Source organism: Pseudosulfitobacter pseudonitzschiae (assembly GCF_002222635.1).
Lineage (GTDB): Bacteria > Pseudomonadota > Alphaproteobacteria > Rhodobacterales > Rhodobacteraceae > Pseudosulfitobacter > Pseudosulfitobacter pseudonitzschiae_A.
The window spans coordinates 2,668,772-2,689,220 of record NZ_CP022415.1 but is presented as its reverse complement, the minus strand read 5'-3'; the positions used below and the strand labels follow the sequence as shown (position 1 = coordinate 2,689,220).

Below are 20,449 nucleotides of genomic sequence, written 5' to 3'. Positions count from 1 at the left end.
GCATGGACTGGCGTGGAACAGGCATTTTGCTGGCCGCACGCAAACATGGCGAGACGTCGGTGATCATCGAGGTATTCACCGAGGACCGGGGGCGTCATGCGGGCGTGGTGCGCGGTGGCACCAGCCGCAAGATCGCGCCGATCTTGCAACCGGGCGCGCAGCTGGATGTGGCGTGGCGCGCGCGGCTTGAAGATCATATCGGCAGTTTCACCGTCGAACCTGTGCGCAGTCGGGCGGCGCAAGCAATGGGCGACCGGATGTCGCTGGCGGGTCTGAATGCGGTGACGGCACTGCTGTGCTTTTGCCTGCCCGAGCGTGAGGTTCACGCCCCGCTGTACCGGCGGACCGAGGTGCTGTTGGACCTGTTGGGGCAGAACGATCTGTGGCCGCTGGCCTACCTGCGGTGGGAGTTGGCTCTGCTGGAAGAGATGGGTTATGGGCTGGATCTGTCAGCCTGTGCGGTTACCGGGGCGACCGAGGGGTTGGCCTATGTCTCGCCCAAGTCGGGGCGGGCTGTATCGGCTGAGGGTGCTGGTACATGGGCCGACCGGATGCTGCCCTTGCCCGATGTGCTGCGCGGACGCGGTGATGCGCCGGATGTCGAGATTGCACAGGGTTTACACACCACAGGGCATTTTCTGGAGGCGCATCTGGCAGCGGATCAGGGCAACCGCGCCTTGCCTGTGGCGCGTGCGCGATTTGTCGAAGCGTTCAGTCGGCGGCTCTGAACAGCATTTCGCGGCCTTTTTCGTTCTTCAGGATCATCACGTCACCCAAAACCTCGATCAGGGTCATGTCTTCCAGTGCGGTGAAGAAGCGGGCCTCGTCTGCAAGCGCGGGGCAGGCGCGGCGGGTTGCTTGCAACGGGCCTGCGTCAAACCACGGGTAGGGCGTGGTCATGGTGCCAGCAAACCCGTTACAGGGCCCTTGGCCTGCGATCTTGCCGGTTTCGGGAAAGCGCAGCGTCGCCGCGGCTTTGAATGCCTGACCGTCGATTTCGGTCAAAGTCCAGGTTTTGCCGCCCGCACCATAGGCACGTGCGGTTTCATCTGCTTTGCAGGACATGGCGAAGGTCAAGGCGAGGATGAGAAGTATGCGCATGGCGCTGACTAGCGCAACGCCAGCACAAGGTCGATCAACGCGGTATAGGCGTTGGCGGAATCGTGCCGTTTGGATTTGGGCAACATCGGCATTCCGATCAGCGCCCCATAGGCGGCGCGGGCGAAATCGGGGTTTTTGAGGCCCAGCTGTGTCAGCAAGGTCACCATATATGTCAGACGCTCGGCATCGACCTGCGCCAGCGCGTCGGCGGCGTCTTTGTTCTCTTGAGCCCAAGAGCGGATTGCGGGTGCTGTAGTATCGTCGAGAACATGCTTGCCAAATTCCTGAAGACGGCCGGCGGGGGTGCCATCACCTTCGAGCTGTGCGACCACGTCGGCAAAAGCCTGACTTTTCCAGTGATCCAACAGCGCCTGATGAAAGGCGGGAACATCGGTGAAGTGCCAGTAGAACGACCCTTTGGTCGTGCCCATCCGGCGGGCCAGCGGTTCAGCGCGCAACGCGGGTGGACCATCGCTGCGCAAGGCGGCGATGCCTGCGGTGATCCATTTCTCGCGATTGAGACGGGCGTGTTTCATGCCATCGGGTGTAGAGCGTCACAGGCCCCCTGCCAAGCGGCATATGCTGCAAGTGCAGCATATGCGCGGAAGCTTGCAGGGCATTTGGGCAGGTTGCCCGATAAACGGGCTGTTCGGGGTGGCGCTACCCCAGCAAACGGCGCGCGATGACCTGTGCCTGAATCTCGGCGGCACCTTCGAAGATGTTAAGGATTCGGGCATCGCACAGCACGCGGCTGATCTTGTATTCCAGCGCAAAACCGTTGCCACCGTGGATTTGCAGGCCGTTGTCGGCAGCAGCCCATGCCACGCGGGCCCCCAGCAGTTTGGCCATGCCCGCCTCGACGTCGCACCGGCGACCTTGGTCTTTTTCGAAGGCGCTGAAATAGGTCAGTTGGCGGGCGATCATGATCTCGACGGCCATCATCGCCAGCTTGTTCGCAACGCGCGGAAATTCGATCAGCGATTTGCCGAACTGTTTGCGGTCTTGGGCGTATTGCATCGAAATATCCAGCGCCGACTGCGCCACACCAATGGCGCGTGCTGCGGTCTGGATGCGGGCGGATTCGAAGGTTTCCATCAGCTGCTTAAAGCCTTTGCCCTCCTCTCCGCCCAGCAGGTTCTCGCCCTTCACGTGGAAGTCGTCGAAGGCCAGTTCGTATTCCTTCATGCCACGATAGCCCAGCACTTCGATCTCGCCGCCTGTCATGCCGTCGGAGGGGAAGGGGGTTGCATCGTCGCCCGGTGTTTTTTCGGCCAGAAACATCGACAGGCCTTTGTAGTCTGTGGTGTTGGGGTCGGTGCGCGCCAGCAGCGTCATCACATGGGTGCGCGCGGCGTGGGTGATCCACGTCTTGTTGCCTGTCACCTTGTAGTCGTTGCCATCCTTAACGGCGCGGGTGCGCAGGCTGCCAAGGTCGGAACCGGTGTTGGGTTCGGTAAAGACCGCTGTTGGCAGCTTTTCGCCCGACGCCAGCGCGGGCAGCCACTTGGCTTTTTGCGCGTCGGTGCCGCCGGCGATGATCAGTTCGGCCGCGATTTCCGAACGGGTGCCCAGCGAGCCAACGCCGATATAGCCGCGCGAGAGTTCTTCGGAGACAACGCACATCGACGCCTTGGACAGGCCAAGGCCGCCGTGCTCTTCGGGAATGGTCAGGCCGAAAACACCCATTTCGGCCAGCTCGTTGATCACTTCGATGGGGATCAGTTGGTCGTTTAAGTGCCAGTCGTGGGCAAAGGGTTCGACCTTTTCCAGCGCATAGCGGCGGAATTGTTCGCGGATCATTTCCAGTTCTTCATCCAGACCGGAGGCACCCACGGTGATTTCGGCGCTGCGTTCTTGCATCAGCTCGACCAGCCGGATGCGCGCGGCTTGGGTGTTGCCGTTCTGGACCAGTCCGGTGATCGCTGGTGTGGACAGGCCCGTCATGTCGGCAGCAGTCAGGCCCATATCGTGGGGGCGCAGCACTTCGCCCTGGTTCATGGGGATGCCGCCCTGAATTTGGGCAAGGTATTCGCCAGCGCCGATTTGCAGCAGCAACTGTTCCACTTCACCAAAGCGACCATTTTCGTTCAGTGCAGTGGCCCATTTGTGCATTTCATGCAGGGACTGCGCATAGGTTGCCAACCAAGCCAGCCCGTGGGCGGCTGTCTGGTTCTGTTCGACAAGGGTGGCTGACACGCGGCCGTTTTCGCTGAGCAGGACGCGCAGTTTGTCTTTGGCAATATCGAGAATGGCATCGACGGGCGCGATTGCGGCGCCGGTTGCTCCCAAAAGATCGTCCATAATCACCGAAGTCGCCCCAGTCATGTCTTGTCCATCGTGTGCCATGTTTCGCATCCCCTTGTTTGCTTGCCGGTTGGGATAGGGCCTTCGCAGGTGCAGCGCAACTTATTTGCGTTTAAGTGCGTCAATTTGATCGAAAGTTACGTCGTGTTTTTGAAGGTGCAGCCAGGAATGTGAGTGATATAGCGTCCATATGGACATTCTACTGACACTTCTCACCCCCGCGCAACTGGGCCTTGCCCTTGGGATCGCACTGCTGGCAGGGTTCGTCAAAGGGGTCGTGGGCTTTGCCATGCCTATGGTCTTTGTGTCGGGTCTGTCGACCTTTCTGGCGCCTGATTTGGCGCTGGCGATGCTGATGCTGCCGACGCTGGCGACCAACGGCATACAGGCATTGCGTCAGGGCCCCCGGGCGGCGTGGGAATCGATCGCCAAGTTCAAAGTTTACATGGGGGTTGGAGCGGTCGTGCTGATCCTTAGCGCGCAACTGGTCAGCGTGCTGCCCATGCAAGTGATGCTGGTGATCATTGGCGTGCCGGTGACGGCCTTTGCCCTGATGCAAATTGTCGGGTGGACGCTGGTGTTAAATGGTCAAAGCACCACGTTCGAGGCGGTCATTGGCATGGTTGCCGGTTTTTTAGGCGGAATCTCGGGGATTTGGGGGCCGCCGACGGTGATGTATCTGACGGCGCTTGGAACGCAGAAACACGAACAGATGCGTGCGCAGGGCGTGATCTACGGGCTGGGGGCGGTATCGCTGGTGGGCGCGCACATCGGATCGGGGGTGCTTAACGCGACCACTTGGCCGCTGAGCGCTGCGATGATCGTACCGGCGTTGATCGGGATGTTCTGCGGGCGTCAGGTCATGGACCAGATTGACCAGGTGGTGTTCCGCCGCGCGACGCTGTTCGTTCTGCTTGTGGCAGGGTTGAACCTGTTGCGTCGCGCGCTGGTTGGATAGCCCTTAGGCAGATTTGGCGACAGTGCGCCCCGATACGTCTTCGATAAAGGTGACGATACGGGATTTAACCTGTTCGTCTTTGATCGAAGCCACGGCACTTACGATATCAAGGCCGTGATCACGTGCCCCGACTTCTGGCGCATCGCCGAGACCTTCAAAGAAGTAGGCGGTCGGTACATCCAGAATACGCGACAAGTCGTAAAGACGGCTTGCTGCAATGCGGTTGGACCCAATTTCGTATTTTTGAATTTGTTGAAAAGAAAGTTTCAGGTGCCGAGCAACATCTGTTTGCGACATACGTCGCAGTGTGCGTGCCTGTTTCAGCTTGCGACCAACATGAATATCCACTGGATGAGACATCTGTCTTAGTACCTCCGGTTGTATGCGGGAAGTGATCCAGGAATTTCAGCCCATAATCAAGTGCATAGATTTTTACACTTAGGGTATATCTATGTTGCATTGTTGGGTGATTTATATACAGTCACTGTTAGTTAAGGTTGAAAAGAGGTGTAAAATCACACGCAGAGCCACTGATTTGCAGGCGGATCATCACCCGCTTTTGTTTGAAATGCTGCGGTCATTCACCACGTTGGCGCGACATTTAAATTTGTCACACGCGGTAGAAGAGCTGGGCAGCACACGTCAAACAGTGCGACGGCACATCACATTCCTTGAGCAAGCCAAGGGATTCGAGCTGTTTCGAATCAGGGACCGGCGTTACGAGCTGACCGAACGCGGCAAAAGCGCATTGCCCGAAGCATTGACCTTGTTGGCGCGTGGCAATGCATGGCTGACCTCTGAGGTCGGGTTTGAGTATGGCATGCTGCGCGTGTCTAAGGATGACGGTGATTGGCGGTTTTTCTTGCAGCAGCGGCCCTTGGCTGATCTGTGGCAAACCGGATCGAATTTCATGCGCGATTGTATGCGCTGCTGGGCAGAAGCGGGGGGGAACATCGAACACCCTGCGTTCCAGCCCGTGCGCCCCTATGCGATGGTATTTCGCCCGAACGAGCAGCAATGGGTCTGCGTGGACGTGGGGCGAGACTCTTCCTTTGCCACGTGGTTCGGATGGGAATGGCAGAGCAGTTCGATCGGCCGCCCACTTGACGCGCTGCCCGGCGGACCGGTGATCGGTGACCTTATGGAAGGCACGTTTCAAGAAATCGCCGCCAATAACGCGCTGCGGTTCGATCATATTCACACCACAGTTGCCCGGAAACCGGGCACTCCGCTTGTTCCGCTCAGCTATACGCGTTTGTTGCTGGGCGCGCGGTTTCCCGATGGCACATTTGCCTTGGTCAATATTATCGAGCGGACGAATGACCTGAAAATTGATGATTTGCCTGACAAATTCGTCAACGCGATGGATCCAGAGTGGGTCATGAACGTCAGCATCTAGCCACGTGGCCTCCTCTCTGGCAGGGCCTCGCAGGATCGGGCGCACCTTCTAAGCGATGCAAATGACACAGATTTGGTGTATGCCAAACTGTGGGCTGTGGCTGATGCGGACCCGACAGGATTTTCCGTGCCTCACCGTTCATCCCGTTTATGCGTCAAACTAGGAGAATCCTGATGAGCATACATGACGTTTTCGAGGGTTCGCGTCTGCTGACCGAAACTGTCGAATTGTTGGCGCAACGCCAGCTTTACCTGACAGTGGGTGACGACTTTAACGAATATAAAGCACTGATTTCACAAAGCCGCCCAAACCAGCCGGTCGGTTTGCCATTTGACCCGGCGCATTCAGATTTGTCCGGCGGCAAAGGTTTTTGGGCGGTCGGTCGCAACCCCCAAGGCAAGATCGTGCAAACCCAAGCAGTGCGTCTGATCGACCTGGAGGGGCAAACACTGGCCGATCATATGGAGCGCAACTTTCGCGCCTATCCGCCGTCGGGCGTGCCGATTGATCTGGACGATTCGTGGTATAAATCCGGCCCCGGTGCGCGCCGTATGTCGGGGCAGGTCTGCTATCACGGCGAGATGTGGATCAATCCCGAAGATGGCAATTACCGCGGGCGCGGCATCGTCGACATCCTCGCGCGCTTTGCCTTTTTGTCCAGCATGCTGCAGTGGCAGCCCGACTATGTATTTGGTTTTATGCCGCGCTCGATCGCGCGCCGTGGTCTGGCCGAGCGCGAGGGATATATGCACGTCGATCCCTTTTGCCTGAGCTGGAAGATTATCGGTCAGAACAAGCCGGTAGAAGGCAATATGGTTTATATGGGCAACGAAGACATCCAGCATATCATCCATGTCCCGCTGGATCTTGCGGCCTGATCCCTTTGTGTCGTATGAAAAAGTCCCCGCGCCTTCGGGCAACGGGGGCTTTTGTCTTTTGCGGCTGTGAAGCGCGGGCTTAGCCGATGGCCGCAGCGCGAACGTCATCGTCGATGTGCGGCAGATACTGTTCGAAATTCGATGCGAACATTTCAACCAGTTTGGTGGCTTGACGGTCATAGCTGTCGGCGTCGTCCCATGTGCGGCGGGGGTCCAGCAGGATATCGGCCACGCCGTCAACCGCGACGGGCACTTCAAAGCCGAAGTTCGGGTCTTTGCGGAACTTTGCCTTGCTCAGGCTGCCGTCCAGTGCTGCGGTCAGCAGCGCGCGGGTGGCGCGGATGGGCATACGGCTGCCTGTGCCATAGGCGCCGCCGGTCCAGCCGGTGTTGACCAACCAGCATGTGGCGCCGTGCTGGGCGATCTTTTCGCGCAGCAGGTTGCCGTAAACCTCGGGGCGGCGCGGCATGAAGGGCGCACCGAAACAGGTCGAGAATGTGGGCTCGGGTTCGGTCACGCCGCGTTCTGTTCCGGCTACTTTGGACGTGAAGCCTGACAGGAAGTGGTACATCGCCTGTGCGGGTGTCAGGCGCGCGATGGGAGGCAGCACGCCGAAGGCATCGCACGTCAGCATGATGATGTTCTTGGGGTGACCGCCCAGAGCATTTTTCGACGCGTTCGAGATGTAGTGCAGCGGATAGGCGCAACGCATGTTCGCGGTCAGGCTGTCGTCTGCAAAATCCAGATCTTTGGTTTCGTCGTCGAAGATCATGTTTTCAATGACTGTGCCGAACTTTTCGGTCGTGGCGTAGATTTCCGGCTCGGCTTCGGCGCTCAGGTTGATCGTCTTGGCGTAGCAGCCGCCTTCGAAGTTGAAAGTGCCGCGATCCGACCAGCCATGTTCGTCATCGCCGATCAGCGTGCGCGACGGGTCGGCGGACAGCGTTGTCTTGCCGGTGCCGCTGAGGCCAAAGAAAACGGCGGTATCGACAGGATTGCCGGTGGCGTGGTTGGCCGAGCAGTGCATCGGCATCACGCCCTTTTCGGGCAGCATGTAGTTCAACAGGGTAAAGACCGATTTCTTGTTTTCGCCCGCGTACTCTGTGCCGCCGATCAGGATAATCTTGCGGTCGAAGTTCAGCGCAATGACGGTATCGGACTTGCAATCATGCTTGGTCGGGTCTGCTTTGAAGGAGGGGCAGTTGATAATGGTGAAGTCTGCGACGAAGTCTTCCAGATCCTCGCGTTCGGGGCGACGCAGCAGGTGGCGGATGAACAGGCCATGCCATGCCAGTTCGGTCACCATGCGGACGTTGATCGCATAGGCCGGGTCGGCGCCGCCAACCAGATCCTGCACGAAGTAGTCGCGGCCCTTCATGTGGGCAACCATGTCGTCATAGAGGGTGTTAAAGCCGGCCTCGGACATCTCGGCGTTGTTTTCCCACCAGATGTTGTCGGTAACGCTTGCGGTTTTGACCACGTGTTTGTCTTTGGGCGAACGGCCAGTGAATTTGCCGGTGGTCACCAGAAAAGAGCCACCTTTGCCCAATGTGCCTTCGCCGCGCGCCAGCGCGGTTTCGACCAGCGCAGGCTCGATCAGGTTGTAATAGACATTGCCCAGCTCCCCGATCCCTTGATCTTCAAGCCGGAAATTCGGGTTCACCCGTCCAGATGTCATGTGTCGTCTCCCTGTCGCCGCCGCGGGCGGATGGTGCAATTACGACGCGTTTGCGCCGCGACCGTCATGGTCTGATCGCTCATAACATGACGTTTCCAGACATGAACAGGACGCTTTGGCACAGTTAGCGCCATCACTGCGATCTTTGGCTCATGCGCCCCATTTGCGCCCTTTTCCCGACTTCCCCCATTTAGGGAAAGTGCGTCAATTTAGCCATTCCTAACCAAATTGTGGCGCAATTGCGGCGTTAGTGCAGAATGATTCGCACTTAAGGATTGATTCGAACCAGTTAAATCTGGATGTATGAACGAAAAACTATATTGAGCAGCATAAAGGGGACAGGCAATGTCAAAGATTGCACTGGTGGACGACGACAGAAATATCCTGACGTCTGTTTCGATGACCCTCGAGGCCGAAGGCTTTGAGGTGGAAACTTATAATGACGGGCAGGCGGCTTTGGATGCCTTTAACAAGGGGCTGCCGGATATGGCGGTTCTGGACATCAAGATGCCGCGCATGGACGGTATGGACCTGTTGCAGCGGTTGCGTCAGAAAACCTCGATGCCGGTGATCTTCCTGACCTCCAAGGACGACGAGATCGACGAAGTCTTGGGCCTGCGCATGGGCGCTGACGATTATGTTAAGAAACCTTTCAGTCAGCGTTTGCTGGTGGAACGCATCCGCGCGCTGTTGCGTCGGCAGGATGCCGTCGCCACCAACGAAGTGGGCGACACCGAAGAGACCAAAGTGATGGAGCGCGGCGAACTGCGTATGGATCCGCTGCGCCATTCGGTCAGTTGGAAGGGCAACGATGTGTCCCTGACCGTCACCGAGTTCTTGCTGCTGCAAGCGCTGGCCCAACGGCCGGGTTTCGTAAAATCGCGCGACCAGTTGATGGACGTGGCCTATGATGATCAGGTCTATGTGGATGACCGGACCATCGACAGCCACATCAAGCGTTTGCGTAAAAAGATGCGCACAGCTGACGATTCCTTCTCGGCGATTGAGACGCTGTACGGGATCGGTTATCGTTATAACGAAGAGTGATGCGGGCAAATGGCGCTGGCCGAAAGGGACTTCTTGCGGGACATTGCACAACCTCCATCGCGTGACGGGGACGTTGTGCTTGGCGACGACTGGGTCGCGCCCGACCGGTCGGAAACCGGCAAGGAAATCCGGGCGAACCGCGCGCGGCGCGGGCTGTTGTCGCTGCGTGCATCGCCATTGACGCGCAAGATCATCACTTTCAACCTGATTGCGCTGAACGTATTGGTCGCAGGCATTCTATATCTGAATTCCTCGCGTGACAGCCTTGCGGTGCAGCGCGCCACGTCGATGGTCAGCGAAGCCGAGCTGATCGCAGATGTGATCGAGGCGCAATTGCCCGCAGGCGCGCCTGTTAATCTGGCCACCGGCGATGGCGTTGATGTTGTGGCAACCCTGCAAGGGCTGGACCTGCGCAGCGGGGTTGAGGTGCTGGTGTTCGATCCGACCGGCACATTGGTGTCCAGCGTTGATCGCGCGGAAAGCCAAGGTGCCCCCACGCAACCCGGCACAGGGAATCGTACGGTTCTGACTGACGGACTCAGCTGGCTTTGGGAAAAACTGTCCGCGCCTTTCGGATCTGACGCCGCCGATGGCGCCCCCACGGTCGAAGCGCAACTGCGCAAAATGGTCGCTGGCAGTCTGACCGGTGGCACCCAGGTGCACGACAGTCTTGATACCGCAGGCGGCACCCTGTTCAGCGTTGTCACGCCCATCATGCAGGATGGCACGGCTGTGGGTGTGGTTGGCATTACGTCTGCGGCGGGCGAGATCGACAATCTGGTCCGCAGCGAGCGCGAGCGCGTGTTACAGATGTTCGTGGTCGCCACGCTGGTGTCCGTGGGCCTCAGTCTTGTGCTGGCCTCTACCATTGCCAATCCGCTGGCCGATCTGGCCGCTGCCGCTGAACTGGGCCGTGATCGCAATCAACGCAAGGTCAATCCCGGTCGCATTCGTATTCCTGACCTGACTGCTCGTCCCGACGAGATTGGCCGCCTGTCCGGCGCGCTGCGCGGCATGATTGCCGCCCTCTATAACCGCATCGACGGCAACGAACAGTTTGCAGCCGACGTGGCCCACGAGATCAAGAACCCTCTTGCGTCCTTACGCTCGGCTGTCGGAACGCTGCGCCTGATCAAACGCGAGGACCAGCGCGAAAAGCTGCTGGACGTAATTGATCACGATGTGCGTCGCCTTGACCGTCTGGTCAGCGACATTTCCAACGCTTCGCGGTTGGATTCCGAACTGGTCAAGGAAGAAGAAGAACCTTTTGACCTGCTCAAGATGCTGGGCAATCTCAGCGAATATCTGGGCGAGGATGCCAAATCCAAAGGCATCGACTTTATCACAGATCTGCCCGCGCAACCCTTGCAGGTACACGGGCTGGAGGCGCGGCTGGCGCAGGTGTTCGTTAACCTGATCACCAATGCGATTTCCTTTTGCGAAGACGGTGACGCCATCCGCGTCTGGGCACGCAAGAAAGAAAATCGCGTGCTGGTGGTGGTCGAGGATACCGGCCCCGGCATTCCTGATCAGGCGCTGTCGAAAATTTTCAAACGCTTCTATTCCCAGCGCCCAGAAGAGCACTTTGGCAACAACTCCGGCCTTGGCCTTGCCATCTCAAAGCAGATTGTCGAAGCGCATGGTGGCGTGATCTGGGCCGAAAACATTCGTCCTACTGACGCGGATATCAGCAGCGAACCTTTGGGTGCGCGTTTCGTCGTGGGCCTGCCGGTCTGATATGTCGACCGCTGCGGACCCGGTCACGATCCACGCAACGACAGTGGCAGTACAAGGCCGCGCCGTCGTGATCACCGGCGCATCAGGTGCGGGCAAGTCTTCACTGGCGCTGCGTCTTCTGGCGTTGGGCGCGGTGCTTGTGGCTGACGACCGCACTGTCTTACGCCGCGATTCTGACCAGATCATCGCTGAGGTCCCTGACACTCTGCGCGGAATGATCGAAGCTCGTGGGGTGGGCATTCTGAACGCCACCGCAGCTGGGCCGACCCCTGTTGTGCTGGTGGTTGATCTGGACCAAACCGAAACCCGCCGCTTACCCCGGCCACATCACTACAAGCTGCTGGATGTCGCAGTGCCCTGCCTTCACAAGTGCGATACTTTGGCTTGGCCCGCTGCGATCGTGCAGTATCTTAAGGGCGGAGCCGCTCAGATATGAACCCGACAGAACCCACACACCGCCGCCTTGTGCTGATCACCGGACCGTCTGGGGCCGGGCGGTCCAGTGCGATCCGTGCGCTTGAGGATCTGGGGTTCGAAGTGATCGACAACATGCCCCTGCGTTTGATCCGCGCCCTGCTGGATGATCCGTCCAGCACGCGGCCACTGGCCTTGGGCATTGACCCGCGGACGCGCGACTTTTCCGTGAATGCGGTGATGGACGCCATCGGCCAGATCGCGGCCATTCCGGGTCTGGTGCCGGAACTACTCTATCTCGATTGCGATACCAATGTGCTTTTGCGCCGGTTCTCGGAAACGCGCCGCAGGCATCCGTTGGCCGATGGTGACCGCCCCGAGGCAGGCATCGCCCGTGAGATGGAGATGCTGGGCCCGCTGCGCGCCCGTGCCGACGTCCTGATCGACACCTCGCAACTGAACGTCCACCAGTTGCGTGCTGCGGTCGAAGAATGGTTTGCCCCCGGCGAGCAGGGGCACCTGTCGGTCTCGGTCGAGAGCTTCTCCTATAAACGTGGCCTGCCGCGCAGTGTCGATATGGTGTTCGATTGCCGGTTCTTGAAAAACCCCTATTGGGAGCCGTCCCTGCGTGCCGCCAATGGCACCGAAAAGGTGGTGCAGGATCATATCGCGACAGATTCGCGCTATGCGGAATTTGTCGCGAAAACCACAGATCTCGCGTTATGGTTGTTGCCAGCCTTCGCGGAAGAAGGGAAATCGCACCTGTCGATTGCATTTGGGTGTACTGGCGGGCAACATCGGTCGGTTGCCATGGCGGAAACCTGTGCTGTGGCCCTTGCGAAGGCAGGCTGGCAGGTGTCAATTAGGCATCGCGAATTGGACCGCCGGAAAAAGGACGGGGCAGAGTGATCGGAATTGTGATTGTGGCGCATGGTGGACTGGCACGAGAGTATCTCGCTGCCATCGAGCATGTTGTCGGATCGCAGTCAGGCGTCCGCGCCATCGCGATCGAGGCCAACCATGACCGTGCCGAAAAACAATCCGAGATTTGCACGGCAGCCGATGAGGTCGATGATGGCGACGGTGTGGTTGTGGTCACCGATCTGTATGGCGGTTCCCCGTCCAACCTGTCGTTGCTGGCCTGTCAGCCACAGGGGCGCCGTATCCTTTATGGCGCAAACCTGCCGATGTTGATCAAACTGGCGAAAAGCCGTCACAAACCTGTCGGCGATGCTGTACGTGCGGCACTGGATGCTGGCAAAAAGTACATCGACAGCCAGAACGTCAGTGCAGAAAGCCCAAACCACGTATGACCAAATGCACTTTGAAGATCGTCAACGAAAAGGGACTGCATGCACGTGCCTCGGCCAAGCTGGTCGAAGTTGTTGAGGCATTTGACGCGCAGGCCGAAGTGGCCAAGGACGGAATGTCGGCTTCAGGGGACAGCATTATGGGTCTTTTGATGTTGGCAGCCTCCAAAGGAACCTTTATTGACGTTGAAACCTCTGGGCCGGACGCCGAGGCGCTCGCAGAAGCGCTGACTGCACTGGTCGCGGACAAGTTCGGCGAAGGCGCCTGAGACATCGGCGACCTCAGACCTCACGGCATGACAAAGGGTGACACAGACGTGGTTGACAGCTCGCAGAGCGTAGCAGGCCTGACGCAGACGCAGGAAGAAACGGTCACGTTCACCAAATATGACCGCCGTAGCCTGTCTTATGCTTCGACCTTCGATGACCCGTGGAAAGCGCGCTTTATCCGTTTGATAGAGGCCTTCACCGGCAAGTTGACTATCCTGCGTCTGATCCGCAAATTCGAACGCCGTGGCGCACCGCAGGGTCAGGCGTTCTGGCGTGCTTGTCTGGACGTGATGGGGATCGAACTGACAACGCCGCAGTATCAGTTAGACCGGATCCCCAAAGAGGGTCCGGTGATCGTGGTGGCGAACCATCCGCACGGCATGGTTGACGGCATGATCTTTGGCGATCTGATTGGCCGCGTGCGCCCCGATTACCGCATTCTGACCCGCTCGTTGCTGACCGCTATCGACGAAGTTGCGGGCAGCTTCATGATCCCCGTGCCCTTCCCGCACGACCCCGACGCACAGCGCAAGGGCGTAGAGATGCGCGCCAAGGCGATGAAACATCTCAAGGAGGGCGGCGTCGTGGCGCTGTTCCCCTCAGGGCAGGTTGCCGCGTCCGAGGATTATTGGGGCCCCGCAATCGAGGCGGAGTGGAACGTTTTCACAGCTGCGCTGATCCGCAGGTCTGGCGCCACTGTCGTGCCGATGAAATTCCCCGGTCAGAACAGCCGTGCCTACCATATTGCCAACAAGCTTTCGCCTATGCTGCGTCAGGGCTTGTTATTGCACGAGATCGTCCATTCGCTGAACAAACCCCAAGGCCCCATTGTCGGTGACCCACTGCCTGCGGCAGACGTTAAGGCATGGGCCGACGACCCGCGCGGCTTTATGGCGTGGCTGCGCGAACATACCCTCAACCTCAAGGCCTGAGGCCAGTCAGACTTCATCTTGCCAGATAAACTCCGGGGGAGGCGCGAAAGCGCCGAGGGCAGCGCCCCCGCCCCCCTAGCGTGTGGGAACAGGTGTCTCGCCGCGATAATCGTAGAACCCACGTTCGGTCTTGCGCCCCAGCCAACCGGCTTCGACATATTTGGTCAGCAACGGGCAGGGGCGGTATTTGGTATCTGCCAAGCCGTCATGCAATACGTTCATAATCGCAAGACAGGTATCCAAACCGATAAAATCGGCCAACTCCAGCGGACCCATCGGGTGGTTGGCACCCAGCTTCATCGAACTGTCGATCGACTGCACACTGCCGACACCTTCGTAAAGGGTATAGACCGCCTCGTTGATCATCGGCATCAGGATGCGGTTGACAATAAAGGCGGGGAAATCTTCGGCACTGGCGGCGGTCTTGCCCAGTTTGTCCACGACCTTTTTGCACGCATCATAGGTCTCTGCGTCGGTGGCGATTCCGCGGATCAGTTCGACCAGTTGCATCACCGGCACAGGGTTCATGAAGTGGAACCCCATGAACTTTTCGGGCCGGTCCGTGCGGCTGGCAAGGCGGGTGATCGAGATCGACGATGTGTTCGACGTCAAAATGGTGTGCGGTTTCAGGTGTGGCAGCAGATCTTCGAAGATTGCCTGCTTGACGGTTTCACGTTCCGTCGCGGCCTCGATGATCAGATCGCTGGGGCCCAGATCTGTCAGCGTCACGGTTGTGGTGATCCGCGCCATGGCTTCAGCCTTGGTCTCGGCGCTGATTTTTTCGCGGCTGACCTGCCGTTCCATGTTGCTGTCAATCAGCGCGATGGCGGTTTTCAGCGCGTCATCGCTGATGTCTGTCATTGTCACGTCATAGCCCGCGAGCGCCATAACATGGGCAATCCCGTTGCCCATTTGACCCGCGCCCACAATTCCGACCGTTTTGATGTCCATGAAATGCCCCTTTTGTGTTAGCGCACCATATGCGTCCCGCCCGTCTGGCCGCAAGGTGTGAACAGCCGCGCGGTGGTGTCAGACCAAGTTAGCATTTCTTAAGGACCTGTTCGTTATACCCGACCTCGGGTGAAATTGAGAGGTGGGTGTAATGACCTATGATGCTGTGGGCCAAGGGTCCCTTGACTATCTTCCGTGCCGGTACGGCACATCCAAGGTGCTGTTTCGGGGGCCACGAAAGTCACTGAAAAAACCGTATATCGCATTTTTTGGCGGGACTGAAACCTACGGGAAATTTGTGGCCAAGCCGTTTCCGGATCTGGTCGAGGAACAAATCGGGATGACCTGTGTGAATCTGGGTTGCACCAACGCGGGGATCGAGGTGTTTGCATCGGATTCGTATCTGACGGAAATCGGGGCAGGGGCAAAAGTGACCGTCCTTCAGGTGCTGAGCGCACAAAATATGTCGAACCGGTTCTATTCGGTGCACCCGCGCCGCAATGACAGGTTCCTCAAGCCGTCTGGCCTGTTGGAGGCGATCTTTCGCGATGTTGATTTTGCCGAGTTCAATTTCAACAAGCATATGCTGACCCATTTGAATGCCGTGTCTCCCGAACGGTTCCGTACTGTTCGGGAAGAACTGCAAATCGCATGGGTCGGGCGGATGCGCCACTTGTTGGGCCGTATTCCGGGCAAGACTGTTTTGTTGTGGTTCGGAGAAGCTGACCCCGACAACCGCGACAACGGGATGACCCACGATCCGTGGTTGATCACCCGCGAAATGATCGAAACCTTGCGCAACGAGGTGACCGAAATGGTTGAGGTTCAAGCCTCGGAACATGCCCGTAGCCAAGGCACGATTGGCATGGTGTTTTCCGAAATGGAACGACCGGCGGCGCAGACCATGCTGGGCCCCGTGGCACATCAAGAGGCGGCAGCCGCGTTGGTTCCGGTGCTTGGAAAGCTGGTGGGGCACATGGTTTGAAACAGTGCTTGAAACGCAAAAAGGCCCGCCATTTCAGGCGGGCCTTTTATTGCTTCAGATGGGCGCGGCCCGTCCGTTTACAGTTTTTCGATCAGTTCCGGCACAGCCGTGAACAGGTCGGCCACCAGGCCATAATCGGCAACCTGGAAGATAGGGGCTTCTTCGTCCTTGTTGATCGCAACGATCACCTTGGAGTCTTTCATGCCCGCAAGGTGCTGGATCGCACCCGAGATACCAACCGCGACATAAAGTTCAGGAGCCACAACCTTGCCGGTCTGGCCAACCTGCCAGTCGTTCGGGGCATAGCCACTGTCAACCGCTGCACGCGATGCGCCAACGGCGGCGCCCAGTTTGTCGGCCAGTTGCTCGATCAGTTTAAAGTCTTCTTCCGAGCCAACACCGCGGCCACCCGAGACAACAACGCCAGCCGATGTCAGTTCAGGACGGTCGCTGGCTGCGACTTTGTCTTCGACCCACGACGACAGACCGGGATCGGCTGCTGCCGACACGGTGTCAACCGAAGCCGAACCGCCGGTTCCAGCCGCATCAAATGTCGACGTGCGGAAGGTGATGACCTTTTTGGCGTCTTTGGATTTGACGGTCTGGATCGCGTTGCCCGCATAGATCGGGCGTTCGAATGTGTCGCCATCAATAACGCCCGAGGCGTCCGAGATGATCATTACGTCAAGCAAGGCCGCAACGCGGGGCATCACGTTTTTGGCGTCGGTGGTGGCGGGGGCTACGATGTGCTCGTAGTCATCTGCCAGCGACACGATCAGCGCAGCTGTCGATTCCGCAAGGCGGTGACCCAGCGACGCATCTTCGGCGACCAGCACCTTGGACACGCCATCAATCTTGGCAGCCGCTTCGCCCGCCGCAGCGGCAGAGCCGCCCGCGCACAGAACGGTCACGTCACCCAAGGCCTTCGAGGCAGTGACAGCTTTGGCGGTGGCGTCCATCGCCAGTTCGCCATCGGTCACTTCAGCAAGAAGCAGAACAGCCATTACACGACTCCCTTTTCTTTGAGTTTGGCCACCAGTGCGTCCACGTCGGCCACGATTTCGCCAGCCGCGCGGGCTTCGGGCTCTTTCGTGCTGACCACTTCCAGATGCGGTGCCGTGTCGACGCCGTAATCGGCTGCGGTTTTCTCATCCAGCGGCTTTTTCTTTGCTTTCATGATATTGGGCAGCGACGCATAGCGCGGCTCGTTCAGGCGCAGGTCGACAGAGACAACTGTCGGCATGTTGACTTCGATCGTTTGCAAACCGCCGTCGACTTCGCGTGTGACCTTGGCCTTATCGCCGGAAATCTCGATATCCGAGGCGAATGTCGCCTGCGACCAGCCCAGCAGGGCAGACAGCATCTGGCCGGTGGCGTTCATGTCGTTGTCGATCGCCTGTTTGCCGCACAGCACAAGGCCGGGCTGCTCTTCGTCGACGATCGCCTTGAGGATCTTGGCGACGGTCAGCGGTTCGATGTCCTGATGTACGTCGTCCGCCGCAATCACAAGGATCGCACGGTCCGCGCCCATGGCCAAAGCGGTGCGCAGAGTTTCCTGCGCCTGCTTCACACCGATGGAGACCGCGATGATCTCATCGGCCTGACCGGCCTCTTTCAGACGGATCGCCTGTTCGACGGCAATCTCGTCGAACGGGTTCATCGACATTTTTACGTTTGCAAGATCAACACCCGATCCGTCCGCTTTGACGCGAACTTTCACGTTATAGTCGATCACGCGTTTGACAGGCACCAGCACCTTCATGAGCGTTCCTTCCTTGACAAAATCCGACTCACCAGATGGTAAGCCAACAATTCATTCCGCACGGTTTACCCAAGCCCGCGCTGCGGAAACAGGGTAAAATCGTCGCAATATGGGATGGCGACGCCGCGTTTTGGCCCCGCCGCCCCGTTTACATGGCGTCAGCGGTTCGCGCCGGGCACCCACAACACATCATCCTTGCCACTGTTGTTGGCGATGCGCGAGGCGACAAAGAACCAGTCGCTAAGCCGGTTGAGGTATCTAATTGCTGACGGGTTAACGGGTTCCAGTGTGGCAAGTTCCACCGCCAGACGTTCGGCGCGGCGCGAAACGGTACGGCAAACGTGCAGATGGGCCGCCAGCGCGGCACCACCGGGCAATACAAAACTGCGCAGCGGCTCAAGCTCGGCATTCATCACGTCGATCTCGGCTTCCAGCCGGTCCACCTGTGCGTCGATCATACGCAGGGGGGGGTAGTCGGCTTTGGCGTCGCTTTCCATGTCGGGGCGGCACAGGTCGGCCCCCAGATCGAACAGATCATTCTGAATGCGCGCAAGCGCGTCGTCCGTGGCGCCCGTCGCCTCAAGCCGTGCGACGCCGACAAATGCGTTCAACTCGTCCGAGGTGCCATAGGCGTTGACCCGCGCGGCGTATTTCACCACCCGCGTGCCGTCACCCAATGCGGTTTCGCCCTTGTCGCCGGTGCGGGTGTAAATCTTGTTCAGTACAACCATGTCAGCCTCCGGACTTGCGCCACAGAATGGCAATTACAATCAGAACCACGGCGGCAAACTGCGCCATGATCCGCATTCGCATCAGTTTGTTCGAGTTTTTTGATGCCCATCCGTCCCCTTTGGCAAAGCCGCCCAGTCCGGTGATCAGCACCAGAACGACAGCCGCGCAGGCCAGCAGGATCAAGATAAACATAGGATCAGAGGTCATGCCCAATTCCTTATTACGTCTTTGGTATCAGATGTAGCGGCCCACGCGACGAAAGCGAACCTGTTTGCGCCACCTCGGGTGCAAAGCCTAAGCACGGGTCAGCACCCAGTCCAGCGCACGCGTCGGCAAAATCCGTTTCAGCACACCCATCAGGTGGGTCGGCACCGTTACGAAATAGCGCGGACGCGGGCGGGGGCTTTCCACGGCGTGTATCAGTTTTTTCACCACCGCTTCGGGCGGCAGTTCAAAGGGATCGGGGCCCTTGTTTTCGGCGTAAAGCCGTTTCATCAGGCTGGTCTTGTACCGGTCGGCATGAGGCGAGGCCTGCCAGTCGATCCAGCGTTCGAAATGTTTGACAGCGTTGACGCGAAAGCGGCTGGTGACGGGGCCGGGTTCGATCAGGCAGATGTGGATGCCACTGCCGCGCATTTCGATCCGCAGCGTGCTGGTCAGCCCTTCGAGCGCGTGTTTGGACGCATTGTAGGCTCCGCGCCACGGCATGGTGACAAAGCCAAGTACAGACGAGCACTGCACAATCCGGCCGTGCCGTTGGGCCCGCATCACCGGAATAACGGCGCGGGTCAGGGTGTGCCAGCCAAAGAAATTCGCTTCGAACAGCGCGCGCAAACCATCGGTTGGCAGATCTTCGACTGCGCCGGGGGTCGCATGGGCACCATTGTTGAACAAAGCATCAAGCGTGCCGCCTGTGGCGTTTAGAACTTCGGTCAGTCCGGCGTCGATGCTGTTCGCGTCGGCATAGTCGATCTGTGGGCTGTCGAACCCCTCGGCCTTCAGGCGTGCGCAGTCCTCGGTCTGACGGCAGGCGGCAAATACGCGCCAGCCGCGTGCGCGCATCTGCTGCGCGGCGGCATAGCCGATGCCCGAAGAACATCCGGTAATCAGAATGGATTTCATACGAAAACTGCCCGCGATGATATGCGGGCAGGTGTGTCACGGGTTGTGAGTGTTGGCAATCAGCTGTTGGTCAGTAAAAAATCTGCCATCCAGCCTTCGGGGCCACCGTTCAAGGGGCGCAGCTTGACCCAGCCGTTGCCGGGGTCTTGAAGAATTTCGACCTCTTCGCCGCGTGTCAGGCTGGAGACCACGCCAAAATCCGTTCCCGGTCCGCCGCGCACGTTCACGCGGTTGCCAGAGACAGCACGCACGTCCAATGTGTTGAAATTTTCGTCTGTCATCACGTCATCCGCTGTCTGAACGGCGGGCTGTGCGGTGGGAATCAGGCTGGGAATCACGATTCTGTTCTCTTGATCTGTATCCAGAGATGCAGTGCTTAGCGTCGCGCCGTCGAATTTGGCAGGACCAGTGGTGGTCGGCAAAGGTTTGGCAGGGGCGATAATATCGCGGGTTGTTGTCAGGTTCAGGGCAACGCGGGTGACATCTGCGGTATCGCTGTTTTGCGAATCTATGCCTGCCAACAAGCTCTTAGGCGCCGACGGCGCCGCAGGAGCGGCATCTTCGATTTCGATACGCGACAGCCGCAATGCTTCACCGTCAAAACCGGCACCGCCGCTCATCTCGAAAAAGGCCCAGCCCAAAAATCCAAATGTCAGAACGATAAAACGCAGCATCATCTAGTCCCCCAGAAACACCCTGCAAGCGCGGCAGCTTTTGCGCGGGTCGGTTTATCTTATCAGGCGACCGCGAGACGCGCAGTGAGAAAACCAAGGAATTCTTCCCCGCATCCATCGCCGTGTCGAAATAACAACGCCGTTACTGCCCAAGTGGTTCCCCATTTCAGTTCGGGTGCTTTGCCCTCTTGTCCC

Annotated in this window: 24 protein-coding genes; 12 read left to right on the top strand and 12 right to left on the bottom strand. The window is 58.7% G+C overall.

Annotated features, from left to right (window positions below; translation table 11 throughout):
* Positions 1-2: 2 nt before the first annotated feature.
* Positions 3-728, top strand: coding sequence for a DNA repair protein RecO (gene recO, locus SULPSESMR1_RS13175; protein WP_089421233.1), 726 nt, complete (start codon positions 3-5; stop codon positions 726-728).
* Here the strand turns inward: recO and SULPSESMR1_RS13170 are convergent.
* The 3 genes from SULPSESMR1_RS13170 to SULPSESMR1_RS13160 form a co-directional block, all read right to left on the bottom strand.
* Positions 712-1,101 carry an META domain-containing protein gene (locus tag SULPSESMR1_RS13170; RefSeq protein ID WP_089421232.1) on the bottom strand — a complete coding sequence of 130 codons (390 nt, stop codon included), beginning with the start codon at positions 1,099-1,101 and terminating at the stop codon, positions 712-714. The two genes, recO and SULPSESMR1_RS13170, sit on opposite strands and share 17 nt — an antisense overlap.
* A gap of 8 nt (positions 1,102-1,109) precedes the next feature.
* Positions 1,110-1,637: a TetR/AcrR family transcriptional regulator gene (locus tag SULPSESMR1_RS13165; RefSeq protein WP_089421231.1), complete on the bottom strand. Its 528-nt coding sequence runs from the start codon at positions 1,635-1,637 to the stop codon at positions 1,110-1,112.
* A 124-nt stretch (positions 1,638-1,761) separates the two neighbouring features.
* The gene (locus tag SULPSESMR1_RS13160) at positions 1,762-3,447 is read right to left on the bottom strand and encodes an acyl-CoA dehydrogenase family protein (protein ID WP_089422326.1); all 1,686 of its coding nucleotides are present in this window, start codon (positions 3,445-3,447) and stop codon (positions 1,762-1,764) included.
* 148 nt (positions 3,448-3,595) lie between these two features.
* On the opposite strand from SULPSESMR1_RS13160, the gene SULPSESMR1_RS13155 reads away from it, so the two are divergent.
* Positions 3,596-4,363, top strand: coding sequence for a sulfite exporter TauE/SafE family protein (locus tag SULPSESMR1_RS13155; protein ID WP_089421230.1), 768 nt, complete (start codon positions 3,596-3,598; stop codon positions 4,361-4,363).
* A 3-nt stretch (positions 4,364-4,366) separates the two neighbouring features.
* On the opposite strand, the gene SULPSESMR1_RS13150 is transcribed toward SULPSESMR1_RS13155, so the two are convergent.
* The gene (locus tag SULPSESMR1_RS13150) at positions 4,367-4,723 is read right to left on the bottom strand and encodes a helix-turn-helix domain-containing protein (RefSeq protein ID WP_089421229.1); all 357 of its coding nucleotides are present in this window, start codon (positions 4,721-4,723) and stop codon (positions 4,367-4,369) included.
* A gap of 247 nt (positions 4,724-4,970) precedes the next feature.
* Here SULPSESMR1_RS13150 and SULPSESMR1_RS13145 point away from each other — a divergent pair, with 247 nt between their 5' ends.
* Together SULPSESMR1_RS13145 and SULPSESMR1_RS13140 are read left to right on the top strand one after the other, a co-directional pair.
* Positions 4,971-5,762: a LysR family transcriptional regulator gene (locus tag SULPSESMR1_RS13145; protein ID WP_240311453.1), complete on the top strand. Its 792-nt coding sequence runs from the start codon at positions 4,971-4,973 to the stop codon at positions 5,760-5,762.
* A 173-nt stretch (positions 5,763-5,935) separates the two neighbouring features.
* Positions 5,936-6,640: a hypothetical protein gene (locus tag SULPSESMR1_RS13140; RefSeq protein WP_089421227.1), complete on the top strand. Its 705-nt coding sequence runs from the start codon at positions 5,936-5,938 to the stop codon at positions 6,638-6,640.
* A gap of 79 nt (positions 6,641-6,719) precedes the next feature.
* On the opposite strand, the gene SULPSESMR1_RS13135 is transcribed toward SULPSESMR1_RS13140, so the two are convergent.
* Complete coding sequence (locus tag SULPSESMR1_RS13135) at positions 6,720-8,318, bottom strand: phosphoenolpyruvate carboxykinase (RefSeq protein ID WP_089421226.1); 1,599 nt, start codon at positions 8,316-8,318, stop codon at positions 6,720-6,722.
* A 345-nt stretch (positions 8,319-8,663) separates the two neighbouring features.
* Between SULPSESMR1_RS13135 and SULPSESMR1_RS13130 the strand changes: the two genes are divergently transcribed.
* From SULPSESMR1_RS13130 to SULPSESMR1_RS13100, 7 genes are read left to right on the top strand one after another with little or no spacing between them, the layout of a single operon-like run.
* The gene (locus tag SULPSESMR1_RS13130) at positions 8,664-9,365 is read left to right on the top strand and encodes a response regulator transcription factor (RefSeq protein ID WP_089421225.1); all 702 of its coding nucleotides are present in this window, start codon (positions 8,664-8,666) and stop codon (positions 9,363-9,365) included.
* A 9-nt stretch (positions 9,366-9,374) separates the two neighbouring features.
* Entirely contained in the window at positions 9,375-11,102 is a 1,728-nt protein-coding gene (locus SULPSESMR1_RS13125) for a sensor histidine kinase (RefSeq protein WP_089421224.1), read from the top strand.
* Between the two features lies 1 nt (position 11,103).
* The gene (locus SULPSESMR1_RS13120; RefSeq protein WP_089421223.1) at positions 11,104-11,538 is read left to right on the top strand and encodes an HPr kinase/phosphorylase; all 435 of its coding nucleotides are present in this window, start codon (positions 11,104-11,106) and stop codon (positions 11,536-11,538) included.
* On the top strand, positions 11,535-12,425 hold the full coding sequence (gene rapZ, locus SULPSESMR1_RS13115) for an RNase adapter RapZ (protein WP_089421222.1): 891 nt from the start codon (positions 11,535-11,537) through the stop codon (positions 12,423-12,425). Before SULPSESMR1_RS13120 ends, rapZ begins: the two co-directional genes overlap by 4 nt.
* Positions 12,422-12,829 carry a PTS sugar transporter subunit IIA gene (locus SULPSESMR1_RS13110; protein WP_089421221.1) on the top strand — a complete coding sequence of 136 codons (408 nt, stop codon included), beginning with the start codon at positions 12,422-12,424 and terminating at the stop codon, positions 12,827-12,829. Before rapZ ends, SULPSESMR1_RS13110 begins: the two co-directional genes overlap by 4 nt.
* Entirely contained in the window at positions 12,826-13,095 is a 270-nt protein-coding gene (locus tag SULPSESMR1_RS13105; RefSeq protein ID WP_089421220.1) for an HPr family phosphocarrier protein, read from the top strand. The genes SULPSESMR1_RS13110 and SULPSESMR1_RS13105 overlap by 4 nt, the downstream gene beginning before the upstream one ends.
* Before the next feature lie 27 nt (positions 13,096-13,122).
* Positions 13,123-14,028: a lysophospholipid acyltransferase family protein gene (locus SULPSESMR1_RS13100; RefSeq protein WP_198362798.1), complete on the top strand. Its 906-nt coding sequence runs from the start codon at positions 13,123-13,125 to the stop codon at positions 14,026-14,028.
* A gap of 75 nt (positions 14,029-14,103) precedes the next feature.
* On the opposite strand, the gene SULPSESMR1_RS13095 is transcribed toward SULPSESMR1_RS13100, so the two are convergent.
* On the bottom strand, positions 14,104-14,979 hold the full coding sequence (locus tag SULPSESMR1_RS13095; protein ID WP_089421219.1) for a 3-hydroxybutyryl-CoA dehydrogenase: 876 nt from the start codon (positions 14,977-14,979) through the stop codon (positions 14,104-14,106).
* Positions 14,980-15,130: 151 nt separating this feature from the next.
* Between SULPSESMR1_RS13095 and SULPSESMR1_RS13090 the strand changes: the two genes are divergently transcribed.
* Entirely contained in the window at positions 15,131-15,964 is an 834-nt protein-coding gene (locus SULPSESMR1_RS13090) for a DUF6473 family protein (RefSeq protein WP_089421218.1), read from the top strand.
* Between the two features lie 77 nt (positions 15,965-16,041).
* Here SULPSESMR1_RS13090 and SULPSESMR1_RS13085 read toward each other — a convergent pair whose 3' ends face one another.
* From SULPSESMR1_RS13085 to SULPSESMR1_RS13060, 6 genes are all read right to left on the bottom strand, one after another.
* Positions 16,042-16,968 carry an electron transfer flavoprotein subunit alpha/FixB family protein gene (locus SULPSESMR1_RS13085; protein ID WP_089421217.1) on the bottom strand — a complete coding sequence of 309 codons (927 nt, stop codon included), beginning with the start codon at positions 16,966-16,968 and terminating at the stop codon, positions 16,042-16,044.
* Positions 16,968-17,726 carry an electron transfer flavoprotein subunit beta/FixA family protein gene (locus SULPSESMR1_RS13080; protein WP_089421216.1) on the bottom strand — a complete coding sequence of 253 codons (759 nt, stop codon included), beginning with the start codon at positions 17,724-17,726 and terminating at the stop codon, positions 16,968-16,970. Before SULPSESMR1_RS13080 ends, SULPSESMR1_RS13085 begins: the two co-directional genes overlap by 1 nt.
* A gap of 158 nt (positions 17,727-17,884) precedes the next feature.
* Positions 17,885-18,457: a cob(I)yrinic acid a,c-diamide adenosyltransferase gene (locus tag SULPSESMR1_RS13075; RefSeq protein ID WP_089421215.1), complete on the bottom strand. Its 573-nt coding sequence runs from the start codon at positions 18,455-18,457 to the stop codon at positions 17,885-17,887.
* A 1-nt stretch (position 18,458) separates the two neighbouring features.
* Positions 18,459-18,665, bottom strand: coding sequence for a twin transmembrane helix small protein (locus SULPSESMR1_RS13070; RefSeq protein ID WP_089421214.1), 207 nt, complete (start codon positions 18,663-18,665; stop codon positions 18,459-18,461).
* Between the two features lie 87 nt (positions 18,666-18,752).
* On the bottom strand, positions 18,753-19,580 hold the full coding sequence (locus SULPSESMR1_RS13065; RefSeq protein ID WP_089421213.1) for an SDR family oxidoreductase: 828 nt from the start codon (positions 19,578-19,580) through the stop codon (positions 18,753-18,755).
* 59 nt (positions 19,581-19,639) lie between these two features.
* Entirely contained in the window at positions 19,640-20,257 is a 618-nt protein-coding gene (locus SULPSESMR1_RS13060; protein WP_089421212.1) for an SH3 domain-containing protein, read from the bottom strand.
* Between the last annotated feature and the right edge of the window lie 192 nt (positions 20,258-20,449).

What these genes read in the sequence shown, in the direction of transcription:
- recO (WP_089421233.1), top strand. Translation starts at nt 3, where the DNA reads ATGGACTGGCGTGGAACAGGCATTTTGCTGGCCGCACGCAAACATGGC.
- SULPSESMR1_RS13170 (WP_089421232.1), bottom strand. Translation starts at nt 1,101, where the DNA reads ATGCGCATACTTCTCATCCTCGCCTTGACCTTCGCCATGTCCTGCAAA.
- SULPSESMR1_RS13165 (WP_089421231.1), bottom strand. Translation starts at nt 1,637, where the DNA reads ATGAAACACGCCCGTCTCAATCGCGAGAAATGGATCACCGCAGGCATC.
- SULPSESMR1_RS13160 (WP_089422326.1), bottom strand. Translation starts at nt 3,447, where the DNA reads ATGGCACACGATGGACAAGACATGACTGGGGCGACTTCGGTGATTATG.
- SULPSESMR1_RS13155 (WP_089421230.1), top strand. Translation starts at nt 3,596, where the DNA reads ATGGACATTCTACTGACACTTCTCACCCCCGCGCAACTGGGCCTTGCC.
- SULPSESMR1_RS13150 (WP_089421229.1), bottom strand. Translation starts at nt 4,723, where the DNA reads ATGTCTCATCCAGTGGATATTCATGTTGGTCGCAAGCTGAAACAGGCA.
- SULPSESMR1_RS13140 (WP_089421227.1), top strand. Translation starts at nt 5,936, where the DNA reads ATGAGCATACATGACGTTTTCGAGGGTTCGCGTCTGCTGACCGAAACT.
- SULPSESMR1_RS13135 (WP_089421226.1), bottom strand. Translation starts at nt 8,318, where the DNA reads ATGACATCTGGACGGGTGAACCCGAATTTCCGGCTTGAAGATCAAGGG.
- SULPSESMR1_RS13130 (WP_089421225.1), top strand. Translation starts at nt 8,664, where the DNA reads ATGTCAAAGATTGCACTGGTGGACGACGACAGAAATATCCTGACGTCT.
- SULPSESMR1_RS13125 (WP_089421224.1), top strand. Translation starts at nt 9,375, where the DNA reads ATGGCGCTGGCCGAAAGGGACTTCTTGCGGGACATTGCACAACCTCCA.
- SULPSESMR1_RS13120 (WP_089421223.1), top strand. Translation starts at nt 11,104, where the DNA reads ATGTCGACCGCTGCGGACCCGGTCACGATCCACGCAACGACAGTGGCA.
- rapZ (WP_089421222.1), top strand. Translation starts at nt 11,535, where the DNA reads ATGAACCCGACAGAACCCACACACCGCCGCCTTGTGCTGATCACCGGA.
- SULPSESMR1_RS13105 (WP_089421220.1), top strand. Translation starts at nt 12,826, where the DNA reads ATGACCAAATGCACTTTGAAGATCGTCAACGAAAAGGGACTGCATGCA.
- SULPSESMR1_RS13100 (WP_198362798.1), top strand. Translation starts at nt 13,123, where the DNA reads ATGACAAAGGGTGACACAGACGTGGTTGACAGCTCGCAGAGCGTAGCA.
- SULPSESMR1_RS13095 (WP_089421219.1), bottom strand. Translation starts at nt 14,979, where the DNA reads ATGGACATCAAAACGGTCGGAATTGTGGGCGCGGGTCAAATGGGCAAC.
- SULPSESMR1_RS13090 (WP_089421218.1), top strand. Translation starts at nt 15,131, where the DNA reads ATGACCTATGATGCTGTGGGCCAAGGGTCCCTTGACTATCTTCCGTGC.
- SULPSESMR1_RS13085 (WP_089421217.1), bottom strand. Translation starts at nt 16,968, where the DNA reads ATGGCTGTTCTGCTTCTTGCTGAAGTGACCGATGGCGAACTGGCGATG.
- SULPSESMR1_RS13080 (WP_089421216.1), bottom strand. Translation starts at nt 17,726, where the DNA reads ATGAAGGTGCTGGTGCCTGTCAAACGCGTGATCGACTATAACGTGAAA.
- SULPSESMR1_RS13075 (WP_089421215.1), bottom strand. Translation starts at nt 18,457, where the DNA reads ATGGTTGTACTGAACAAGATTTACACCCGCACCGGCGACAAGGGCGAA.
- SULPSESMR1_RS13070 (WP_089421214.1), bottom strand. Translation starts at nt 18,665, where the DNA reads ATGACCTCTGATCCTATGTTTATCTTGATCCTGCTGGCCTGCGCGGCT.
- SULPSESMR1_RS13065 (WP_089421213.1), bottom strand. Translation starts at nt 19,580, where the DNA reads ATGAAATCCATTCTGATTACCGGATGTTCTTCGGGCATCGGCTATGCC.
- SULPSESMR1_RS13060 (WP_089421212.1), bottom strand. Translation starts at nt 20,257, where the DNA reads ATGATGCTGCGTTTTATCGTTCTGACATTTGGATTTTTGGGCTGGGCC.